Below are 21,247 nucleotides of genomic sequence, written 5' to 3'. Positions count from 1 at the left end.
TGCCCGCCACCGGTCCCGCCCCCTCGCGGTGCCGGGGCATGCGAAGGGCCCCCGGGGTGTGACACCTCGGGGGCCCTTCGGGGACTGCGTGCGGCTACGGGAGCTGCGACGCCGCTCGCGCCTCGCGGCGGTTGTGGCGGAAGGTGTTCGCGCGACGGGTCGTCGCGAACAGCGGGATGGTCGCCGCCAGAGCGATCTGCAGGGCGCAGCCCGCCTGGAGCAGCAGCTGACCGCCCGGAGCGTCGAACGCCCAGGCCGCCAGGAGGCCCATGGCCCCGATGATCCAGCTCAGCATCGCCACCGCGAGGACGCCCCGCGGCTTCGGGTACTCGACCCGGCTCACCATCAGCCAGGCCACCCCGATGATCGCCAGGAGCGTCGGGACGAACGGCAGCTCCAGCAGGACGATCGAGACGACCGTCAGCGCGCCGAAGGGGCTCGGCATGCCCTGGAACATGCCGTCCTTCATGGTCACGCAGCTGAATCTCGCGAGTCTGAGCACCACGGCCAGCAGCACCACGATCGCGGCCAGCGCGGACATCTTCTGCACCGCGTCGTCGGCGACCATGCCGTAGACGAGCACGAAGTACGCGGGAGCCAGGCCGAAGCTGATCAGGTCGGACAGGTTGTCCAGCTCGGCACCCATCGGCGAGCTGCGCAGCTTGCGGGCCACGATGCCGTCGAAGAGGTCGAAGACCGCGGCGAGCAGCATCAGTATCACCGCCGTCGCGGCGCTGTTGCGGGCCATGCCCGACTCGCCGCTGCCGGTGAGGTGCGGGATGAGGATCCCGGTGGTGGTGAAGTACACCGCCATGAATCCGCACGTCGCGTTGCCGAGGGTGAGGGTGTCCGCTATCGACAGCCGCAGCGAGAGCGGCATGTCGTCTTCGGCGGATTCCTCCTCCGCGGCCTCGGGCACCCAGCCGCCCGACGGTGTGGTGGGAGTCTCAGGGTCAGTCACGGTCAATTCGGGTCACCCCCGCGGTGGTGGCCTGTCCGACCTCGACCGCGACCTCGACACCCTCGGGGAGGTAGATGTCGACGCGGGAGCCGAAACGGATCAGACCGATGCGTTCGCCCTGCTCCACCTTGGTGCCGGCCGGCAGGTACGGGACGATGCGGCGTGCGACGGCGCCGGCGATCTGCACCATCTCGATGTCGCCGAGTTCGGTGTCGAAGTGCCAGACAACGCGCTCGTTGTTCTCGCTCTCCTTGTTGAACGCCGGGACGAACCCGCCCGGGATGTGCTCCACGGACGTCACCGTGCCCGCGAGGGGCGCGCGGTTGACGTGGACGTTCAGCGGGCTCATGAAGATCGCGACCCGGGTCCGCCCGTCCTTCCACGGCATGATGCTCTGCACCACACCGTCGGCGGGCGAGATGACCCGGCCCTGCGTGATCTCACGCTCGGGGTCGCGGAAGAACCACAGCATGCCCGCCGCGAGAGCGGTGGTGGGCACGGCCACCGCGGCCCAGCGGCCGGACTTGCGGGCCCGGGTGAGGCTGAGCGCAGCGGTGGCGACGGTCGGCAGAAGCCACGGCGATGCTCCGCGTGCGAGACGTCCACCGAGGATGCCGACGCGAGGTGCAGAGGTTTGGCTGTGGGGCATGGATGACCTTCGTAGCGGGTGATTGCCGCGCCGCAAACAGGGGGACGGGACGGCGGCTTTACTGGAATGCTATCGGTTGCACGCAACAACTGGGCAAGCCAGAAGCCGAGTCGATGGCCGCCAGCCAGTGACTGCCAGTGATTCTTTTGCGACGAACCCATGGAGGATCCGCCGCAAAAGGGACTTTCAGCCCTGCAGTCGGTACTCCTCGAGCAGGCGCCGACCGATGATCATTTTCTGGATCTCGGCCGTACCTTCACCGATGAGCAGCATCGGTGCCTCCCGGTAGAGGCGCTCGATCTCGTACTCCTTCGAGAACCCGTAGCCGCCATGGATGCGGAAGGCGTCCTCGACTACCTCCTTGCAGTATTCGGAGGCGAGGTACTTCGCCATCCCTGCCTCCAGGTCGTTTCGTTCCCCGGAGTCCTTTTTGCGTGCTGCATTGACCATCATCGCATGGGCGGCCTCGACCTTGGTAGCCATCTCGGCCAGCTTGAACTGGATGGCCTGGTGCTCGGCGATCGCCTTGCCGAAAGTGTGACGTTGCTGGGCATAAGAGACACCCAGTTCGAACGCACGCTGAGCGACGCCGCAGCCACGCGCCGCCACGTTGACGCGGCCGACCTCGACGCCGTCCATCATTTGGTAAAACCCTCGGCCGGTCTGGCCTCCGAGGACCCGATTGGCCGGAATGCGCAGTCCGTCCATGATCAGCTCGGTCGTGTCGACGCCCTTGTAGCCCATCTTGTCGATCTTGCCCGGGATGGTCAGGCCCGGACGGACCTCACCGAAGCCCGGCTCCTTCTCGACGAGGAAGGTCGTCATCGACTTGTGCGGGGCCGTGCCCTCGGGGTGTCCTTCGTCACTCCGGACCAGGACGGCCACCAGGGTCGAGGAGCCGCCGTTCGTCAGCCACATCTTCTGGCCGTTCAGGACGTACTCGTCGCCGTCCTTCACCGCCTTCGACGTGATGGCCGACACGTCGGAGCCTAGCCCCGGCTCGGACATCGAGAACGCGCCGCGCACCTCGCCGAGCGCCATGCGGGGGAGGAAGTGGTCCTTCTGCTCCTGCGTGCCGTGCTGCTTGAGCATGTACGCCACGATGAAGTGGGTGTTGATGATGCCCGAGACGGACATCCAGCCCCGCGCTATCTCCTCCACGCACAGCGCGTAGGTGAGCAGCGACTCACCCAGCCCGCCGTACTCCTCCGGAATCATCAGGCCGAAGAGGCCGAGCTCCTTGAGGCCGTCGACGATCTGCTGCGGGTACTCGTCACGGTGTTCGAGCTCGGTCGCGACCGGGATGATCTCCTTGTCGACGAACTCGCGGACGGTCTTGAGGATCTCCCGCTGGACGTCGGTCAGCCCGGCGGTCTGGGCGAGTCGGGCCATGGCTACTTCCCCTGTTCCTTCAGCTGCGGGCGGCCGGGCTGCTCGCCGCCGCGCTCCTTGATGTACGTCTCGGTCGGGACCATCACCTTGCGCCGGAAGACGCAGACGAGGGTGCCGTCCTGCTTGTAGCCCTTGGTCTCCACGTAGACGATCCCGCGGTCGTTCTTCGACTTGGACGGGGTCTTGTCCAGGACGGTCGTCTCGCCGTAGATCGTGTCGCCGTGGAAGGTCGGCGCCACGTGCCGCAGCGACTCGATCTCCAGGTTGGCGATGGCCTTCCCGGAGACGTCCGGCACGGACATGCCGAGCAGCAGCGAGTAGATGTAGTTGCCCACGACCACGTTCTTGCCGAAGTCGGTGGTGTTCTCGGCGTAATTGCTGTCCATGTGGAGCGGGTGGTGATTCATGGTCAGCAGACAGAAGAGGTGGTCGTCGTACTCCGTGACCGTCTTCCCGGGCCAGTGCTTGTAGACCGCGCCGACCTCGAACTCCTCGTACGTGCGTCCGAACTGCATCGGGATCAGGCCTCCGGGATCTCGAACTTGGTGGTGCGCTGCATGCCGGCGGCACGGCCCTTGCCCGCGATGACCAGGGCCATCTTGCGGCTGGCCTCGTCGATCATCTCGTCGCCGAGCATGGCCGAGCCCTTCTTGCCGCCGGCCTCGGAGGTGCACCAGTCGTACGCGTCGAGGATCAGCTCGGAGTGGTCGTAGTCCTCCTGGGAGGGGGAGAAGACCTCGTTGGCCGCGTCGACCTGGCCCGGGTGCAGCACCCACTTGCCGTCGAAGCCCAGCGCCGCCGCCCGGCCCGCCACCTCGCGGTACGCGTCCACGTCGCGGATCTGCAGGAAGGGACCGTCGATCGCCTGGAGGTTGTGCATGCGGGCCGCCATCAGGATCCGCATCAGGATGTAGTGGTAGGCGTCCGCCGGGTAGCCGGGCGGCTGCATGCCCACGACCAGCGACTTCATGTTGATCGAGGCCATGAAGTCGGCCGGACCGAAGATGATGGTCTCCAGCCGCGGCGAGGCGGCGGCGATCTCGTCGACGTTGACCAGGCCCTTGGCGTTCTCGATCTGCGCCTCGATGCCGATCTTGCCGACCTCGAAGCCCATCGTCTTCTCGATCTGCGTCAGCAGCAGGTCCAGCGCCACGACCTGCTGGGCGTCCTGGACCTTCGGCAGCATGATGCAGTCGAGGTTCTGGCCCGCGCCCTCCACGACCGTGATGACGTCGCGGTACGTCCAGTGCGTGGTCCAGTCGTTGACGCGCACGACCCGGGTCTTGCCGGTCCAGTCGCCGTTGTTCAGCGCGTCCACGATCGTGTGGCGGGCGCCTTCCTTGGCGAGCGGGGCGCAGGCGTCCTCCAGGTCGAGGAAGACCTGGTCGGCCGGCAGGCCCTGGGCCTTCTCCAGGAAGCGCGGGTTCGATCCCGGCACCGCGAGGCAGGAGCGGCGCGGCCGAAGGCGGTTCACGGGAGACGTGGGCGTGGTCATGCGGGGACCTCCAGAGGGTCGAGCTTGTTCGCTTTCCGGATCTCGTCGACGATACGGCCGATGATCTCCGTGATACCGAAGTCCTTGGGTGTGAAGACGGCGGCCACACCGGCCGCCTTGAGGGCGATGGCATCGGCGTTCGGAATGATGCCGCCGAGGACCACGGGGATGTCACCCGCCCCCGCCGTACGGAGGCGTTCCAGCACGTCCGGCACGAGCGCGCTGTGCGAGCCGGACAGGATGGACAGTCCCACGCAGTGCACGTCCTCGGCCAGCGCCGCCGAGGAGATCTCCTCGGGTGTCAGCCGGATGCCCTGGTAGACCACCTCGAATCCGGCGTCGCGCGCCCGCACGGCGATCTGCTCGGCGCCGTTGGAGTGTCCGTCCAGGCCCGGCTTGCCGACCAGCAGGCGCAGCCGGCCGGAGCCGAGGTCCTCGGCGGTACGGGCGACCTTCTCGCGGACGAGGGCCATCGGCGTGCCCTCCTCGGCGGTGACCGCGACCGGGGCCGAGGAGACCCCGGTCGGGGCGCGGAACTCGCCGAACACCTCGCGCAGGGCGTTCGCCCACTCACCGGTGGTGACACCGGCGCGGGCGCACTCCAAGGTGGCCTCCATGAGGTTCTCGGTCCCGGCCGCGGCCTCCTTGAGCCGGTCCAGGGCCTGCATCACCGTCGGGAAGACGAACGGGTCGCCGTTGCCCTGCCGGTCCGAGGACTCCTGCCGCTCGGCCCGCCAGCGGACGATCCGCTCCACGGTCAGCGCCTCGACGGCCGGGTCGACCGTCATGATGGCGCCGTCCAGGTCGGCCGTCAGCGGGTTCTCCTCGGTCTGCTCGAAGCAGTTCACGCCCACGATCTTGTCGTCACCGGCCTCGATCCGGGCGCGCCGCTCGGCGTGCGAGGAGACCAGCTGGGACTTCAGGTATCCGGACTCGACGGCGGCCATCGCGCCGCCCATCTCCTGGATCCGGTCGATCTCGGCCAGGCAGTCGACGACCAGGGAGTCGACTTTGGCCTCGATGACGTGGGATCCGGCGAAGATGTCCTCGTACTCCAGCAGGTCGCTCTCGTGCGCCAGGACCTGCTGGATGCGCAGCGACCACTGCTGGTCCCAGGGCCGGGGCAGGCCCAGCGCCTCGTTCCAGGCGGGCAGCTGCACGGCGCGGGCGCGGGCGTCCTTGGAGAGGGTGACCGCGAGCATCTCCAGCACGATGCGCTGGACGTTGTTCTCCGGCTGCGCCTCGGTCAGGCCCAGGGAGTTGACCTGCACGCCGTACCGGAACCGGCGCTGCTTGGCGTTCTCGATGCCGTAGCGCTCGCGGGTGACCTGGTCCCAGATGCGGCCGAAGGCGCGCATCTTGCACATCTCCTCGATGAAGCGGACGCCCGCGTTCACGAAGAACGAGATGCGGGCGACCACTTCGCCGAAACGATCCTCCGGGACCTGGCCCGAGTCGCGCACCGAGTCCAGCACGGCGATCGCGGTCGACATCGCGTACGAGATCTCCTGGACCGGGGTGGCCCCGGCCTCCTGGAGGTGGTACGAGCAGATGTTGATCGGGTTCCACTTCGGGATGTGGTTGACCGTGTACGCGATCATGTCCGTCGTCAGGCGGAGCGAGGGCCCGGGCGGGAAGACGTGCGTCCCGCGCGAGAGGTACTCCTTGACGATGTCGTTCTGGGTGGTGCCCTGGAGCTGGGCGATGTCCGCGCCCTGCTCCTCGGCGGCCACCTGGTAGAGCGCCAGCAGCCACATGGCGGTGGCGTTGATCGTCATCGAGGTGTTCATCTGCTCCAGGGGGATGTCCTGGAACAGCCGTCGCATGTCGCCCAGATGGGAGACCGGGACCCCGACCCGGCCCACCTCGCCGCGGGCGAGGATGTGGTCGGGGTCGTAGCCGGTCTGCGTCGGGAGGTCGAACGCGACCGACAGGCCGGTCTGGCCCTTGGCGAGGTTGCGGCGGTACAACTCGTTGGACGCCTCGGCCGTGGAGTGGCCGGCGTACGTCCGCATGAGCCACGGACGGTCTTTCTGGCGCTCTGTCATCTCAGGCGATCCTTATGGCCTTTGAGCCGACTCAGACGATTCAGACGGTTCAGATGTTGCGGAAGCGGTTGATCGCCTCGAGGTGCGTCGCGCGCAGCTCGTGGTCGCGCACGCCCAGGCCCTCCTCGGGGGCCAGCGCGAGGACGCCGACCTTGCCCTGGTGGAGGTTGCGGTGGACGTCGAACGCGGCCTGGCCGGTCTCCTCCAGGGAGTAGACCTTCGACAGCGTGGGGTGGATCTTGCCCTTGGCGATCAGGCGGTTGGCCTCCCACGCCTCGCGGTAGTTGGCGAAGTGCGAGCCGATGATCCGCTTGAGCGACATCCACAGGTAGCGGTTGTCGTACTCGTGCATGTAGCCCGAGGTCGAGGCGCAGGTGGTGATGGTGCCGCCCTTGCGGGTGACGTAGACCGAGGCGCCGAAGGTCTCCCGGCCGGGGTGCTCGAAGACGATGTCGATGTCCTCGCCGCCGGTCAGCTCGCGGATGCGCTTGCCGAAGCGCTTCCACTCCTTGGGGTCCTGGGTGTGCTCGTCCTTCCAGAACTTGTAGCCCTCGGCGCTGCGGTCGATGATCGCGGTCGCGCCCATCGAGCGGCAGATGTCCGCCTTCTGCGCGCTGGAGACCACGCAGATCGGGTTGGCGCCGCCGGCCAGCGCGAACTGCGTGGCGTACGAGCCGAGTCCGCCGCTGGCGCCCCAGATCAGGACGTTGTCGCCCTGCTTCATGCCGGCGCCGTTGCGCGAGACCAGCTGGCGGTACGCGGTGGAGTTGACCAGACCGGGGGAGGCGGCCTCCTCCCAGCTCAGGTGGTCCGGCTTCGGCATCAGCTGGTTGGACTTGACGAGGGCGATCTCCGCCAGGCCGCCGAAGTTGGTCTCGAAGCCCCAGATGCGCTGCTCGGGGTCGAGCATCGTGTCGTTGTGGCCGTCCGAGGACTCCAGCTCGACGGAGAGGCAGTGCGCGACGACCTCGTCGCCCGGCTTCCAGGAGTTGACGCCCGGGCCGGTGCGCAGCACGACGCCCGCGAGGTCGGAGCCGATGACGTGGTAAGGGAGGTCGTGGCGCTTGCTCAGGTCGCTGAGCTTCCCGTAACGCTCCAGGAAGCTGAAGGTCGACACCGGCTCGAAGATCGACGTCCAGACCGAGTTGTAGTTGACCGAGGAGGCCATGACGGCCACCAGGGCCTCGCCCGGGCCGAGCTCCGGCACCGGGACCTGGTCGAGGTGCAGGGACTTGCGCGGGTCCTTCTCACGGGTGGTGAGCCCCGCGAACATCTCCGCCTCGTCCTTGTGCACGGTGATCGCGCGGTACGAGTCGGGGAGCGGCAGGGCCGCGAAGTCGGCGGCCGTTGCGGCCTGCGACTGGATCGCGTCCAGGATGTCCTTCACGGTGTGCCTCCGGCGAGCGCTGAGGGTGCGCTGAGGGATACGCGGGTGCGTGGAACGGGTGTGGTGTGGGTGGTGCTGAGGTACTGCGGGTGCCGTCGGTCCGGCGGAGCTGTGGTGCTGGCGCGGTGCCCGTGGTGAGGCGTGCGCGCGGGGCCTGGTGACGCAGGCATCCGGGGCGCGGTTCGTGCCGAGTGGGCGTGGACCGCGGGGACATCCGGACGAGATTCAACGTATGGCACCCCGTGTCACCTAGCAAGGCACCGCGTGCCAAAACTTTCTCTCATTTGCCTATTGACCTGCGCAGATGAGCGATGATCGATCAGGGTTACCCGCGAGTAGGGGCAAGTCGGACAAACAAAAGCGGCCGCCCCCGGAACGGGAGCGGCCACTGTGATGTGTGCGACTACTGCTTGTTTCTGAGAGCTTCCTCGATGGTCCGCATGACCTCGTCGAGCGGGGCGTCCGTACGGGCCACCGCCACCAGCACCTCGCCCTGCGTACGGACCTGCGCCGGCGCGGCCGGGGCCGCCGCCGCTGCCGGCGTGGTGCTCAGGGTGCGGCCCGCGCCGATCCCCGTGCCGAAGGTCTTCCGCACGATCGAGAAGGCGTGGTCCAGCTGAGCCTCCACGTCCCCCTGGCCGCCCGCCCGCAGCCAGCGCCGCAGCACGTGGTTGTGGGCCGTCACGACCGCCGAGGCGGCCACCTCGGCCAGCAGCGGGTCGTCGTTGCCGTCGTGGTGGTCGGTCTCGTCGAAGTGGGCCAGCAGGTAGCGGGTGAAGAGCCGCTCGTACCGGGCCACCGAGGCGATCTCCCGCTCCCGCAGCGCCGGCACCTCGCGGGTGAGCCGGTAGCGCTCCACCGACACCGCCGGCGAGGCGGCGTACATCTTCATGACTTCCTTGATCCCGCGGCACACCGTGTCGAGCGGGTGCTCGTGCGCCGGGGCCACGTCCAGCACCGCCTCGGCCCTGGTCAGGGTGTCGTCGTGGTCCGGGAAGATCGCCTCTTCCTTGGACCGGAAGTGCCGGAAGAAGGTCCGGCGCGCCACCCCCGCCGTCGCGGCGATCTCGTCGACCGTCGTCGCCTCGTACCCCTTGGTCGCGAACAGCTCCATGGCGGCGGCGGCGAGCTCGCGGCGCATTTTGAGCCGCTGGGCGGCCGCCTTGGTGCCCGCCGGGCTCTCGGTGCTGTCGGAGGCCGTGGCGGCGCGGGGCGAGGTCTTGGCGGGCTGGGACATAGAGCGAAAGTACTTCATTCGCGCGGGGGAGCGCGCCTGAGGGGGGTGGGGCGGGGGTGGATGCGGGGGAGGGCCCGCACTGGGCTCGGAAGGTACGGCCTGCCGTGAGGGTGCGGCAGACCCGAGCAGCCCTCCCCACGCATCCGGCTCTGGGGGCACCTGGCCGGGGCGCTGATTACCGGCGGGCGTACTCACGGAATCCGCGGCCGGTCTTGCGGCCCAGGCAACCCGCCGCCACCAGGTGCTCCAGCAGCGGGGACGGGGCCAGACCGGGATCGCGGAACTCCTTGTGGAGCACCTTCTCGATCGCCAGCGAGACGTCGAGACCGACGACGTCCAGGAGCTCGAAGGGCCCCATCGGGTAGCCGCCGCCCAGCTTCATCGCCGCGTCGATGTCGTCGAGGCTCGCATAGTGCTGCTCGACCATCTTCACGGCGTTGTTCAAGTACGGGAACAGCAGCGCGTTGACGATGAACCCGGCCCGGTCCCCGCAGTCCACGGGGTGCTTGCGCACCTTCAGGCAGATCTCGCGGACCGTGGCGTGCACGTCGTCGGAGGTCAGGACGGTCCGGACCACCTCGACCAGCTTCATCGCCGGAGCCGGGTTGAAGAAGTGCATGCCGATCACGTCCTGCGGACGCGAGGTCGCGCGGGCGATCGCGATCACCGGCAGGGAGGAGGTCGTGGTGGCCAGCACCGCGCCGGGCCGGCAGACCTTGTCGAGGGCCGCGAACAGCTCCTGCTTGACCGCCAGGTCCTCGGCGACCGCCTCCACGGCCAGGTCCACGTCGGCGAAGGCGTCCAGGGAGCCGGCCGGCGTGATCCGCTCCAGCGTCCGCGCCGCGTTCTCCTCGGTCAGCCGGCCCTTGGACACCGCACGGTCCAAGGACTTTCCGATCGCGGCCTTCGCGGCGGACGCCTTCTCCTGGCTGCGGGCGGCGAGCACCACCGCGAAGCCGGCCTGCGCGAAGACCTGCGCGATGCCGCTCGCCATGGTGCCGGAGCCGGCCACGCCGACCTTCGCGACCGGCCGGCCCTCGCCGAGCCGGGCCCCCTCCAGCGGGGTCTGGGCGTCGCGGACGACCGTGGAGCCGCCCGGCTCCCCGTACGTGTAGAAGCCGCGCCCGGCCTTCTGCCCGGTCAGACCCGCCTCGGCGAGGTGGCCCAGGATCGGGGCCGGGGCGTGCAGCCGGTCGCCGGAGGAGGCGTACATGGCCTCCAGGACGGTCCGGGCGGTGTCCACGCCGATCAGGTCGAGCAGTGCGAGCGGACCCATGGGCAGACCGCAGCCGAGCCGCATCGCCGCGTCGATGTCCTCGCGGGAGGCGTACTTCGACTCGTACATCGCGGCGGCCTGGTTGAGGTACCCGAAGAGCAGGCCGTCCGCGACGAAGCCGGGGCGGTCGCCGACGGAGACGGGCTCCTTGCCGAGCTCGCGGGCCAGCAGGGTGACCGCCTCGACGGCCGGCGGGGCGGTCAGGACGCTGGAGACCACCTCGACCAGCTTCATCGCCGGGGCCGGGTTGAAGAAGTGGAGGCCCAGGACGCGCTCGGGGCGCTGCGACTCGGCGGCGAGCCGGGTCACCGACAGGGCGTTGGTGCCGGTGGCCAGGATCGTGTCGGGGCGGACGATCGCGTCGAGCTCGCGGAAGAGCCGCTGCTTGAGCGCGTAGTCCTCCGGGACGACCTCGATGACCAGGTCGGCGTCGGCGGCGGCGGACAGCTCGGTGAAGGTGCGGAAGCGGGCGAGCACGCCTTCGCGCTCCTGCTCGGTGAGGCGCTCGCGGGCCACCGAACGGGCCGTGGCGGCCGCGAGGGCGGCCGTGGCCCGGCGGGTGGCGGCCTCGCTGATGTCGATGCCGATGACCTCGCGGCCGGCCTGGGCGAGGACCTCGGCGATGCCGGTGCCCATGGTGCCGAGGCCGACGACGGCGATGGTCTGGAAGGCGGACTGGCCGGTGGACTGACTGGACGTGGACGGAAGGTCCATCGCGGGACTCCAGTGGAAGAGGGTGACGACTGAGGGGGCCGCACGGCGCACGACGCGCGGCGGATCCGGCCCGCGGGGAAACGCGGGGCGGAGAACGGCGGACCCTGTCCCGGGGCCGCGCCGTACACGAAGGGCAGCAGGGGTAGCTGGTGCACGGGAGTCGTGGGAGCTACCGGACCGACTGATACGGGGCGGCTGCGTCACCAGGCCGGCCTCGTACGTTGAAGGGAGCGTAACCCGCCGGTAACTGCCGCGCCAGAGCGCGGAGATGTGACCTGTACCGCCCAAATGTACCGATCATCGATCATCGATCAGTCATCTGCGGGAAACCCGGCGTGGCGGCGGCCTCGCCGCCCTAGGGTGGCCGGGTGAACGACGTGCTGGAGCGCCTGCGAACGGAATCCGGCGAGTCCCCGCGGTACGGGGAGCTGCTCGCGGCGGACCCCGACGCGCTGGCCGCCTCCCTGACCTCCGCCGGCCTGCCCCTGTGGGCCCGCGAGCTGGCCGCGTACCGCCTCGGCCTGGCCGGGGACCGGCGCGCCTTCGAGCCCCTCGTGCTGCTGCTCAACCACCGCGACCCGCCGCGCTGCGCGGCGGCCGCCGAGGCGCTCGCCGCCCTGGGCGACCCGCGCACCGCCCGGGCGGCGGCGGCCCTGGCCACCAACACCCTGCGCACGGCCTACGCCCTGCAGCCCGTACGGCTCCTCGCGATCCTGCGCGCCCCCGAATCGGCGCCGGTCCTCATGGCCACGCTGTCCCGGCTGCTCTCCCCGCACGAGCCGTACTGGCGGGTGGCCCTGGCCTGCGTGGAGGGGCTCGGCGCCCTCGCCGACCCGCGCGCCCGGGAGGTCCTCACCCGGGCCCAGTCCCACCCCCGCCTCGCGGTGGCGGCCACGGCGGCCCTGCGCACCCTGCGCAAACCGCGCTGACTCCGCCGCACGGGGCGGGCGCCCCGTACCTCCCGGAACGCCTCACGGAGGCCGGGGCCTTCGCGGTGCGTCCGTCCCTCAGCCGGAGACCGAAGCCTTCTCGCCCTGTGCCCGGGCGGCCCCGCTCCCGCCGCCCTCGCCGCCCTCGGCCTGCCGGTGCAGGATCGCGTCGGGCGCGGCGGCTGCGGCACCGGCGACGGCCGGGCGGCGACGGTCCGCCGCCCGCTGGACCCGCTTGCCCAGGCGCTGCGCAGGCAGCTCGACCAGGCGGTACATCAGATGGCTCGCGGCCATCAGCACGGTGAGGAAGATCGCCGTCCAGGCGACCTTCCCGAGCGTGGACTCGGGCATCGGCGGGACGCCCAGCGGCGGTCCGACGGTGCGCAGCAGCGGGAAGTGCAGCAGGTACATCGAGAAGCTGATCGCGCCGAGCCAGGTCAGCGGCTTCGGGAAGCGCCGTCCCCGCAGCAGGAAGAAGAGGCCGAACAGGATCCAGGCCGCGAGGTACGAGAGCGACCAGGCCTTCCAGCCGGAGGTCCAGGTGCTCTCCTGGACGCCGTTGCGGTTGTACAGCCATCCGACGAGCACGCCCGCCGCGACCACGGACCCGCAGGCGAGCAGCGCCGGAACCCGGCGGATCGTGCCGTGCTGCGCCCGGTGGACGACGGTGCCGCCGAACATCGTCGCGAAGATCATCAAGGTCTCGAACGCGACGGCCCGGCTGTTGAGCGTGACGAGGACCAGGCCGAGTCCGCCGAGCAGCAGGGCGCCCGCCGCGGTCGCCTTCCGGTTGCCGCTGAGCACGCCCCAGAAGCCCAGGAGCACGATCGGTGTGACGATCAGCAGGAGCAGCCGGACCGAGCCCAGTTCCGTGATCAGCAGCTGGGGGGCGAGGGCGGTGCCGATCGCCAGCGCGGCGCCGGCGAAGGCCACCGCGATCGGGGCGCTGTGCCGGTGCAGGCCCCGGGTGAACAGGGCGGTGACGAAGAAGTAGAAGACCATCTCGTAGCAGAGCGTCCAGGTGACGTTCATGCCGTTGATGACGCCCAGCATGTCCTGCAGCATCAGGCCGTTCGCGACCAGCGAGGCCAGGTCGTCGCCGGTGCGCAGCAGCGCGACCGAGCCGTCTCCGGCCGGCAGCATCATGATCGCGGCGGCGAACGCGACGATGACGGCGGGGTAGATCCGAAAGAGCCGGCCGATCCAGAAGGCCCGGACGTCGCCCCTGCGCTCCAGCGAGGCCGGGATGATGTAGCCGCTCACGATGAAGAAGAGCATGACCCCGAAGACCCCGAGGTCGAAGTTGCGCCAGACCATCCCGCCGAAGGGCAGCATCCGCAGCACGTCGAAGTGGTGCAGGACCACGACCAGGGCGGCGATGCCGCGCAGGGCGTCCAGCCAGCCGAGCCGGGCGCCGGCGGCGGAGCCCGGGGCCGCGGTGGCCTTGCGTCGGGGGAAGGGGGGTATCAGCTTCTTCACCGCAGGGACCCTAGCCGATGTCCGCCCGTCCCGCGCCCGTTCACCGAGGCGTCGGGAGCGGTTCGGGCGAAACATGGCAAACCTGCCCGTACGGCCGCGATCCGATGCTTACCCGCGGAAGCCCAGGAGGCCGTGAAGGGCCGTGCCGCCGGCGGTCGGGGGGACCGCGCGCGTGGACGTGGTGGGCTTCGGGGCGGGCTGGGCGGGGCAGTTCGCGTCCGAGGCCTGGCCGCTGCGCAGGTACGCCGCCACCTTCTCGTCCAGGCACTTGTTGCCGCTGAGCGCCACCCCGTGGTTGCCGCCGCCCTGCTCCACCACCAGCGCCGAGCCCTTCAGCTTCCCCTTCATGCTCAGCGCCCCCTCGAACGGGGTCGCCGCGTCCTCCGTCGCCTGGAGCAGCAGGGCCGGCGGGAGGTCGGCGTTGGTCACGTCCGGCGCCGCCAGCGGCTCCGTCCGCCAGAACGCGCACGGCGCGTTGTACCAGGCGTTGTTCCAGGTCATGAACGGGGCCTTCGCGTGGGTGCGCCACATGTCGGCACGCCACTGGTTCCAGTCCTTCGGCCAGGCCGAGTCCCGGCACTGCACCGCCGTGTACACGCTGTAGCTGTTGCCCGCGGAGGGCTCCACCGCCCCGAACCGCTCGTACGCCGCCACCAGGGGCTTGGGGTCCTTCGCCACCTCGTACGCGGAGAAGGCCTCGGCGAGGACCGGCCAGTAGCCGTTGTAGTAGCCGCCCGGCATGTACGTGTCCTCCAGCTCCGCCGGGCCCACCTTGCCGCCCGCCGGACTCCCGCGCAGGGCGTCGCGCATCGCGTACCAGCGCTCCTCGACCCCCGCCGGGTCGCTGCCCAGCCCGTACTTCTCGTCGTACCGGGCCACCCAGGCCAGGAAGGACTTGTGGCGGGCGTCGAACGCCCGGTCCTGGGCCAGGTTGTCCTCGTACCAGACCCCGCCCGGGTCGACCACGGAGTCCAGGACGAGGCGGTGCACCCGGTCCGGGTGGAGCTTGGCGTACACCGCGCCCAGGTAGGTCCCGTACGAGTAGCCGAAGTAGCTGACCTTCGCCGCGCCGAGGGCCCCGCGCAGCACCTCGATGTCGCGGGCGGCCGAGACGGTGCCGATGTACGGGAGCACGTCCGCGTGCCGGGTCTGGCAGGACTCGGCGAAGGACTTCACCCGGTCCAGGTTGGCCCGCTCGGTCTGTGCGTCGAGCGGTACGGAGTCCGGGCGCACGGGGGTGAAGTGGCCGGGCCCGCAGTCCAGGGCGGGCTCGCTCTTGCCCACGCCCCGGGGGTCGAAGCCGATGACGTCGTACTGGGCGGCCACGTCCTTGGGCAGCGCGGAGGCGATGAACCCGGCCAGGCTCCGGCCGCTGCCGCCGGGCCCGCCGGGGTTGACGAGCAGCGGGCCCTGCGAGGTCTTGGCGGTGTGCGGGACCCGGGTCAGGGCCAGCGAGATCTGCCGGCCGGCCGGGTGGTCGTGGTCGAGCGGGACCTTGAGGGAGGCGCACTGCAGCGTCGGATAGCGCGGGGTCGCACAGCCGGTCCAGCGCAGCGCGGCGGGGGCGGCGGCCGGCGCCGCGGCCGCCGGCGCGGCACCCGCCGGGCTCGTGACGACGGCGGCCACGGTCGCGGTGGCGACCGACAGCAGGACGGCGGCGCGCTTCGTCAGCGGGCCGCGCTTCTTCGCGGGGGTCGCAGGGTACGCGGGGTGGAGCATGGGGCCTCCCAGCCGAGGGTTCTGGGCGGAATCGTCCCGGAAACCGCGCCCGGAAGGCGGGATTGGGCCGCTGATTGGCCCGATGTGATGAGCCTTCAGGGGCCGTACGAGGTCACAGGAGGCTGAGCTGCACCGGCTCGGCGGGCGCCGGACCGGCCGGGCGTTCGGGGACGGGGATCCTGCGGGCCGCGCCCCGCCGGGAGGGCCCGATGCCGAATTCGGCGGCGAGCTCGTGGACTTGCCGGGTGATCTGGCGCTGGTACCAGGTGGGTGCGTACGAGCCGCCCGCGTACATCCGCTCGTACCGTTCGACGAGGTGGGGGTGGCGGTCGGCCAGCCATGCCGTGAACCACTCGCGGGCGCCCGGCCGCAGATGGAGTACCAGGGGTGTCACGGAGGTCGCCCCGGACTCGGCGACGGCCCGGACGGTGGCGCGCAGCTGCTCGGGGGAGTCCCCGAGGAAGGGGATGACCGGGGCCATCAGCACCCCGCACTCGATGCCGGCGTCGGTGAGGGCCCGTACGGCGGCCAGCCGGGCGGTGGGGGAGGGGGTGCCGGGCTCGACGGTGCGCCACAGCTCGGCGTCGGTGAAGCCGACGGAGACGCAGATGCCGACGTCGGCGACGGCGGCGGCCCGCCGCAGGAGCGGGAGGTCGCGCAGGATCAGCGTCCCCTTGGTCAGGATGGAGAAGGGGTTGGCCCGCTCGAGCAGGGCCTCGATGATCCCGGGCATCAGCCGGTAGCGGCCCTCGGCGCGCTGGTAGCAGTCGACGTTGGTGCCCATGGCGATGTGCGCGCCGGCCCACCGGCTCGAGGCGAGTTCGCGGCGCAGCAGCTCGGGGGCGTTGGTCTTGACGACGATCTGCGAGTCGAAACCGACGCCGGTGTCGAGGTCGAGGTAGCCGTGCGTCTTGCGGGCGAAGCAGTACACGCAGGCGTGGCTGCACCCGCGGTACGGGTTGACCGTCCATTCGAACGGCATGCGCGAGGCGCCGGGTACCCGGTTGAGGACCGAGCGGGCGCGGACCTCGTGGAAGGTCATCCCGCGGAACTCCGGGGTGTCGAAGGTCCGCGTGACGACGGAGGCGGCCCCGAAGAGCGCCCCCGCCTGCCCGGGACCCCGGGGCCCGTCCGTCAGATTGTCCCAGCGCATGAGCGCCTCCCTCGGTGTCTCGGCCCCGAGAATAGAACAAACGTTCCCATGATCGTGCGAGGGACGCCGGGTCGGGAACCGGACAGCCGCGCGAGCGGGGGGTGGAGCGGGGTCCGCGAGGGCGCTGAGCGCACCCGCCCCACGGTCCCCACGCCGCGCGGAATCCGTCACCGGCGGAAGATCTTGGTCGGTTAAACGGACATCTCCGGTCAGAACGTGCGCCCGGCGCGACGCAGGGCCCGCGGATTCCCTCGCGCGTGACTGTCCGTATTCGATCTAGTGCATGGAGTGACGGATTCCGTATCGTCGTAGCGCTGCCAACGCCCTATCTCTGGAGGATTCGTGGCGAGCTTCCGTATTCGTCTGGCCCTGCTCGGTTCGGCCACCGCTCTCACCGCGGGGGCCCTGGTCCCCGTACAACTCGCCGGGGCGCAGCCCGCGGCCGCGGCCTCCTACGACTGGGTCGCCCTCGGTGACTCGTACACCGCCGGGGTCATCCCGGCCGCCGGTGACGTCTTCGAGTACCCCCGCGACGGCTGCGAGCGCACCGACCAGTCGTACCCGCAGGTCATCGACCGCGACTTGGGCCCGCTGATCGAGCTGACCAACGTCAGCTGCGGCGCCGCCACCATCCAGGACGTCACCTTCAGGGCCCAGGAGCCGATCGGGCGGCACCTGCCGCCCCTCTCCGAGGACCCCGACTACCCCTTCCCGGCGGTTCCTCCGCAGTCCGAGGCGGTGCGGCCCGGCACCGACGTGATCACCGTCGGCGTGGGCGGCAACAGCCTCGGCTTCGCCGACATCCTCCTCAAGTGCCTGGAGCTGGGAGGAGGCAGCGGCGGCGTGGGCACGCCGTGCCGGGAAGAACTGGCCGCGAGCATCCCCGGCCGGCTGACCAAGGTGGGCAAGGAGTACGGCGAGATGCTCGCCAAGCTCCACGAGAAGGCCCCGCACGCCAGGATCCTGGCCGTCGGCTACCCCACGATCGTTCCCGCGGACACCTCCAAGTGCGACTACAACGACCTGCACCAGTTCCTCTCGATCACCCGGGGCGATCTGGACTGGCTGCGCCGGGACGTCCTCGAACCCCTCAACAAGACCATCGAGAAGTCGGCCGGCGCACACGGGTCCGCCGACTTCGTCGACCTCTACGACTCCACCCGGAACCACAGCGTCTGTGACGCCGGCAAGTGGGTCGAGGGCGTCTTCGACCACGACAACCGGCCGGCCCTCGTCCACCCCAACGCCAAGGGCCACCGCAACGCCGCCGACCACGTCGCATCGGCGATCCTGAACGCCATCGAGCCGCGCTGACGAACGACGCCCCCGCCCACGGTCCCCGGGGGCCGTGGGCCTACGTCGGCGGGCGCATGCGGAAGTCGTACGTCGCGGGGAGCGGCCGGTGCGTTATGCGGGACCAGACCTCCGACAGGATCTCCTCGCCCTCGCGCAGGTCCGCCAGCTCGAAGCCGTCCTCGAACACCCGGCGGGCCGCGCCCACGTGGCCCTCCGCCGCCAGCAGCCGCGCGGCCAGCAGACGGAACCGGCCCTCCTCGCGCAGCGCCGGCCGCAGCCGGTCCCACACCGCCCGCGCCGCCGGCAGCCGGCCGGCCGCCAGCAGCGTCGTCATCGCCTCCCGCCCCAGCGCGGACTCCGCGGCCGTCCAGGGCTCGCCGCCCCGGCTCTCCTCGGCCAGGTCCTCGAAGGCCTCGGCGTACCGCTGCGCCGCCCGCGCCGGATCGCCGGCCAGCGCGTCCGCCACCGCCAGGCAGCGCAGCAGCGGCCACCGCGAGGGCGCCAGCGCCAGCCCGCGCTCCCAGCTGCGCACCGCCTGCGCCACATCGCCCGCGTGCCACTGGGCCACGCCCAGGTGGTACTCGGTCAGCGGATCCGCCGGGGCCGTCTCCAGCATGTCCCGCCAGTGCGGGGCGACCAGGCTGGGCCCCGGCGGCGCCACCCGCCGCGGGGCGGGGAAGACACCGGTGCGCCACAGCTCCAGCCAGGGCGCCTGGGCCTCGCCGAGCCCCGCCTCCTCGAACGGGGTGCCGGGCAGCTCGTACCCGCCGCACAGCACCTCCAGCGCGCCCCAGCCCGAGCCCGCCGCCAGCCGCTCCCCGGGTTCGGTGTCGGCGGCCCCGAGCCACGCCTCGTACGCCTCCTCGACCCGCTCCCGGGGCAGTGCGGCCGCCAGGGCCGCCTCGGCGGCGGAGCGGGCCGATGCCCAGTCGGGGCCGTGCACCGGTCCCGGGTCCGCGGCCAGCGGTCCGTACGCCTCCAGCCAGCTGAACTCCGCCCCGGCCTCCAGCCGTACGTGCTCCAGCTGGGTCCGGGCGAGACCCGCCTGGATCTCGGCGTAGCCGCCGGTGCCGGGCTCGGTCAGCCACTCCTGCCACCGCCGGCCGCCCTCTCCCGAGCCCCACACGAACAGCTTGCGCCCGCGCAGCCGGGCCGTGGAGGTCTGGACGAGTCCGCGCCCCTGCGCGTCGAGCGAGGCGATCCACGGCCGGGCCCCGTCCGGGACCTCGTAGAAGAAGTCGGCCGGGTACTCGCTGCGCAGCGGGTACGTGCGGTCCTCGTCCTCCCACCGCGGTACGGGGATCCGCCGCAGCGCGCGCTCGTACCCGAAGTGCCAGGCCTCGTCGGCGGGGGCGAGCACCCGCGTGCCCGGATCCTCCGGGACGGCGATGTTGGACCACCAGTACACGGGGGCGGTCCGCTCGTGCGGGTTGCGGACGCGCACGCCGACGTACAGGAACTCCGAGTCCTGGGGCAGCCAGAGGTCCACCTGGAAGGGGAGGTCGCGCAGCCGCTCCCACTCCCAGAGCCGGACCATGACGCCCCCGTCGGGGGCCGGCACGAGCGCGGCGTGCAACGGGGAGCAGGAGAGGGTGGTGTGGCCGGTGGCGCCGATGTTCCACTCGATGCCGCCCGAGAACCAGGCGCCGTTGAGGGCGAAGTTGGCGGGCTGGAACACCGGGTTGCGGTAGAGGAGTTCCCGCCCGGTGGGCACGTGGACGAGCGAGTGGACGCGGCCGCCGAGCCCGGGCAGCACCGTGACCCGCAGGTGCGCGTTCTCGAGGACGATCGCCTCGAACTCGCCTTCCCGCCTGTGCCGTCGGTACCCGTCCCGCAGCCGTACGGGCAGCAGCGAGCGCAACGGCTCGTAGCCGATCTGCCGGGCCATGTCGCGCGGCAGCCCGTCACGGGAGCGTTGGTCGAGCGCGTGCACGTCGGCGGGCGCGCACAGGACGGGCAGCGGGTTCTCGGGGCCCAACGGGGCTGCGGGCAGGTTCAGTACGGCGCGGCGGACGGTGGTGGCCATGCAGGAAATGGAACACGCCGGGGCGGCCGGTGCACAGGGTTTCCGCGGATCACCACCGGTCAGGATTGCGTAAAGCCCTGGCCGGAGCGCTACGCGCCGGGCATCTCGGCGGTCATCGCCCAGCGTTCGTGGTCGCGCCAGGCGCCGTCGACGAAGAGGAAGTCCGGCGAGAACCCCTCCTGCCGGAACCCGGCTCCGCGGACCAGCGCAAGGGAGGCCGCGTTGCCCGGCTGGATGTTGGCCTCCAGACGGTGCAGCCCCAGACCGCCCTCGTCCTCGGCGGCGAAGGCCTGCGCCACGACGAGCCCCAGCGCTTCGCGGAACAGGCCCCGCCCGGCTGCGTGCGCGAAGGCGCCGTAGCCGAGCGCCCCGCAGTCGAAGGCCCCGTAGACGATGTTGTTGATGTTGACGAAGCCCGCGATGGCCCCGGTCCCGCGCTCGCAGACCAGGAAGCCCACCCGGCCGCCGCCCTCGATGAGCGGTGTCGCGTACGCCTCGTACTCCTCGGCCGTCGCCGGCGGGTTCAGCCAGGGGTGGTGGAGGTGCCGGCTCTCGTGCACGCGTGCGGTGAACTCGGGGCCGTCGGCCAGCCGGAAGGGCCGCAGCCCGACGTGCTCCCCCTCGCGGAGGTACGTGGAATATGACATCCCCCCAGGCTATGAGCTGTGGCAGGCTACCCCGGGTGATCATCGACAAGGACACCGAAGAACTGCTGCACGCGGCCGTACGCAACAACGCCGAGTGGTGCGCGGCGGTGAGCGGCGGCGGCGCCTTCGCGGCCGACGCGTGGACCAGCGCGCGCCGCACCCCGCCGTACTACCCCGACGGCGTGACCCTGACGAGGGAGGCCTCGGCGCAGGCGCTGGTGGCCGCGATGGACACCGGGTCCCCCGGCTGCTCCGTCAAGGACAGCTTCGCCGTGCTGGACCTGGCCCCGGCGGGCTTCGAGGTGCTGTTCGGCGCCGAATGGATCCACCGGCCGGCGGACGCCCCGGCCCCGGCCGGACCGGCCACCGGCCTGGCCTGGACCCGCGTCGCGGACGCCGGGGAGCTGGCCGGCTGGGAGGCGGCGTGGGGCGGCGGGGAGGGCACGGGCCTCTTCCACCCGGGCCTGCTCGCGCCGGAGATCGCGTTCCTGGCCGGGAGGTCGGCGGACGGGCGCATCCTCGCCGGGGCCGCCGCCAACCGTACGGGCGCGGTCGTCGGCCTCTCCAACGTCTTCACGGCGGACGGCACCCCCGACGACGAGGCCTGGGCGGGCGCCCTCGCGGCCCTCGCCGAACTCTGGCCCGGCCTCCCGGTCGTCGGCTACGAATCCGGGGAGGACCTGGACACTGCTCACCGCCACGGTTTCACCCCGCTGGGCCCGCTCCGCGTCTGGCTGCACAGTGCCTAGGGGGTGTCCGCAAAGTAGCGCCGTCCGCCCGGAGGGCGGTCCCGCGGCGTCCGGTGCGTGCTCTCGGCGTGCCGGGCGGAAGCCCTTGTA

At 71.2% G+C, this 21,247-nt stretch carries 17 protein-coding genes; 3 read left to right on the top strand and 14 right to left on the bottom strand.

The annotated features are described in order from the left end of the window. Window positions 1–94 precede the first annotated feature (94 nt). The 9 genes from pssA to ACFY1T_RS20830 form a co-directional block, all read right to left on the bottom strand. Window positions 95–919 carry a CDP-diacylglycerol--serine O-phosphatidyltransferase gene (gene pssA / locus ACFY1T_RS20870; RefSeq protein WP_030155141.1) on the bottom strand — a complete coding sequence of 275 codons (825 nt, stop codon included), beginning with the start codon at window positions 917–919 and terminating at the stop codon, window positions 95–97. 34 nt (window positions 920–953) lie between these two features. Further along, entirely contained in the window at window positions 954–1,610 is a 657-nt protein-coding gene (locus ACFY1T_RS20865; RefSeq protein ID WP_030868027.1) for a phosphatidylserine decarboxylase, read from the bottom strand. A 186-nt stretch (window positions 1,611–1,796) separates the two neighbouring features. Beyond that, window positions 1,797–3,002, bottom strand: a complete 1,206-nt coding sequence (locus tag ACFY1T_RS20860; protein WP_030868030.1) for an acyl-CoA dehydrogenase family protein — start codon at window positions 3,000–3,002, stop codon at window positions 1,797–1,799. A gap of 2 nt (window positions 3,003–3,004) precedes the next feature. Continuing rightward, window positions 3,005–3,517: a MaoC family dehydratase gene (locus ACFY1T_RS20855; RefSeq protein WP_030155134.1), complete on the bottom strand. Its 513-nt coding sequence runs from the start codon at window positions 3,515–3,517 to the stop codon at window positions 3,005–3,007. Window positions 3,518–3,522: 5 nt separating this feature from the next. After that, complete coding sequence (locus ACFY1T_RS20850) at window positions 3,523–4,497, bottom strand: CoA ester lyase (RefSeq protein ID WP_030292956.1); 975 nt, start codon at window positions 4,495–4,497, stop codon at window positions 3,523–3,525. Beyond that, window positions 4,494–6,545, bottom strand: a complete 2,052-nt coding sequence (locus tag ACFY1T_RS20845) for a protein meaA (protein ID WP_030868036.1) — start codon at window positions 6,543–6,545, stop codon at window positions 4,494–4,496. Before ACFY1T_RS20845 ends, ACFY1T_RS20850 begins: the two co-directional genes overlap by 4 nt. 49 nt (window positions 6,546–6,594) lie before the next feature. Continuing rightward, window positions 6,595–7,932 carry a crotonyl-CoA carboxylase/reductase gene (gene ccrA, locus ACFY1T_RS20840; protein ID WP_390789437.1) on the bottom strand — a complete coding sequence of 446 codons (1,338 nt, stop codon included), beginning with the start codon at window positions 7,930–7,932 and terminating at the stop codon, window positions 6,595–6,597. Between the two features lie 403 nt (window positions 7,933–8,335). Then, window positions 8,336–9,169, bottom strand: a complete 834-nt coding sequence (locus ACFY1T_RS20835) for a TetR family transcriptional regulator (protein WP_390789436.1) — start codon at window positions 9,167–9,169, stop codon at window positions 8,336–8,338. Between the two features lie 175 nt (window positions 9,170–9,344). Next, window positions 9,345–11,159 (bottom strand): 3-hydroxyacyl-CoA dehydrogenase family protein, encoded by a 1,815-nt coding sequence (locus tag ACFY1T_RS20830; protein ID WP_390789435.1) that lies wholly within the window; start codon window positions 11,157–11,159, stop codon window positions 9,345–9,347. A 368-nt stretch (window positions 11,160–11,527) separates the two neighbouring features. Here ACFY1T_RS20830 and ACFY1T_RS20825 point away from each other — a divergent pair, with 368 nt between their 5' ends. Then, the gene (locus ACFY1T_RS20825; protein ID WP_390789434.1) at window positions 11,528–12,088 is read left to right on the top strand and encodes an adenylosuccinate lyase; all 561 of its coding nucleotides are present in this window, start codon (window positions 11,528–11,530) and stop codon (window positions 12,086–12,088) included. 78 nt (window positions 12,089–12,166) lie between these two features. Here ACFY1T_RS20825 and ACFY1T_RS20820 read toward each other — a convergent pair whose 3' ends face one another. The 3 genes from ACFY1T_RS20820 to ACFY1T_RS20810 form a co-directional block, all read right to left on the bottom strand. Further along, entirely contained in the window at window positions 12,167–13,567 is a 1,401-nt protein-coding gene (locus tag ACFY1T_RS20820; RefSeq protein WP_390789433.1) for an acyltransferase family protein, read from the bottom strand. Window positions 13,568–13,675: 108 nt separating this feature from the next. Continuing rightward, window positions 13,676–15,286, bottom strand: a complete 1,611-nt coding sequence (locus ACFY1T_RS20815) for an alpha/beta hydrolase (protein WP_390789432.1) — start codon at window positions 15,284–15,286, stop codon at window positions 13,676–13,678. Window positions 15,287–15,398: 112 nt separating this feature from the next. Further along, window positions 15,399–16,439 carry an Rv2578c family radical SAM protein gene (locus ACFY1T_RS20810; protein WP_390789431.1) on the bottom strand — a complete coding sequence of 347 codons (1,041 nt, stop codon included), beginning with the start codon at window positions 16,437–16,439 and terminating at the stop codon, window positions 15,399–15,401. A 342-nt stretch (window positions 16,440–16,781) separates the two neighbouring features. On the opposite strand from ACFY1T_RS20810, the gene ACFY1T_RS20805 reads away from it, so the two are divergent. Further along, on the top strand, window positions 16,782–17,753 hold the full coding sequence (locus tag ACFY1T_RS20805) for an SGNH/GDSL hydrolase family protein (RefSeq protein ID WP_390789430.1): 972 nt from the start codon (window positions 16,782–16,784) through the stop codon (window positions 17,751–17,753). A 40-nt stretch (window positions 17,754–17,793) separates the two neighbouring features. Here ACFY1T_RS20805 and ACFY1T_RS20800 read toward each other — a convergent pair whose 3' ends face one another. Next, window positions 17,794–19,761 carry a DUF5107 domain-containing protein gene (locus tag ACFY1T_RS20800; RefSeq protein ID WP_390789429.1) on the bottom strand — a complete coding sequence of 656 codons (1,968 nt, stop codon included), beginning with the start codon at window positions 19,759–19,761 and terminating at the stop codon, window positions 17,794–17,796. A gap of 89 nt (window positions 19,762–19,850) precedes the next feature. Next, window positions 19,851–20,408: a GNAT family N-acetyltransferase gene (locus tag ACFY1T_RS20795; protein WP_390789428.1), complete on the bottom strand. Its 558-nt coding sequence runs from the start codon at window positions 20,406–20,408 to the stop codon at window positions 19,851–19,853. Window positions 20,409–20,419: 11 nt separating this feature from the next. Between ACFY1T_RS20795 and ACFY1T_RS20790 the strand changes: the two genes are divergently transcribed. Further along, window positions 20,420–21,157, top strand: a complete 738-nt coding sequence (locus ACFY1T_RS20790; RefSeq protein ID WP_390789576.1) for a hypothetical protein — start codon at window positions 20,420–20,422, stop codon at window positions 21,155–21,157. Window positions 21,158–21,247: the final 90 nt, after the last annotated feature.

Origin of the sequence: Streptomyces sp. NPDC001194, assembly GCF_042896985.1 — a bacterium.
Lineage (GTDB): Bacteria > Actinomycetota > Actinomycetes > Streptomycetales > Streptomycetaceae > Streptomyces.
The sequence above is the reverse complement of the archived record's forward strand: the minus strand, read 5'-3'. Positions and strand labels throughout refer to the sequence as shown.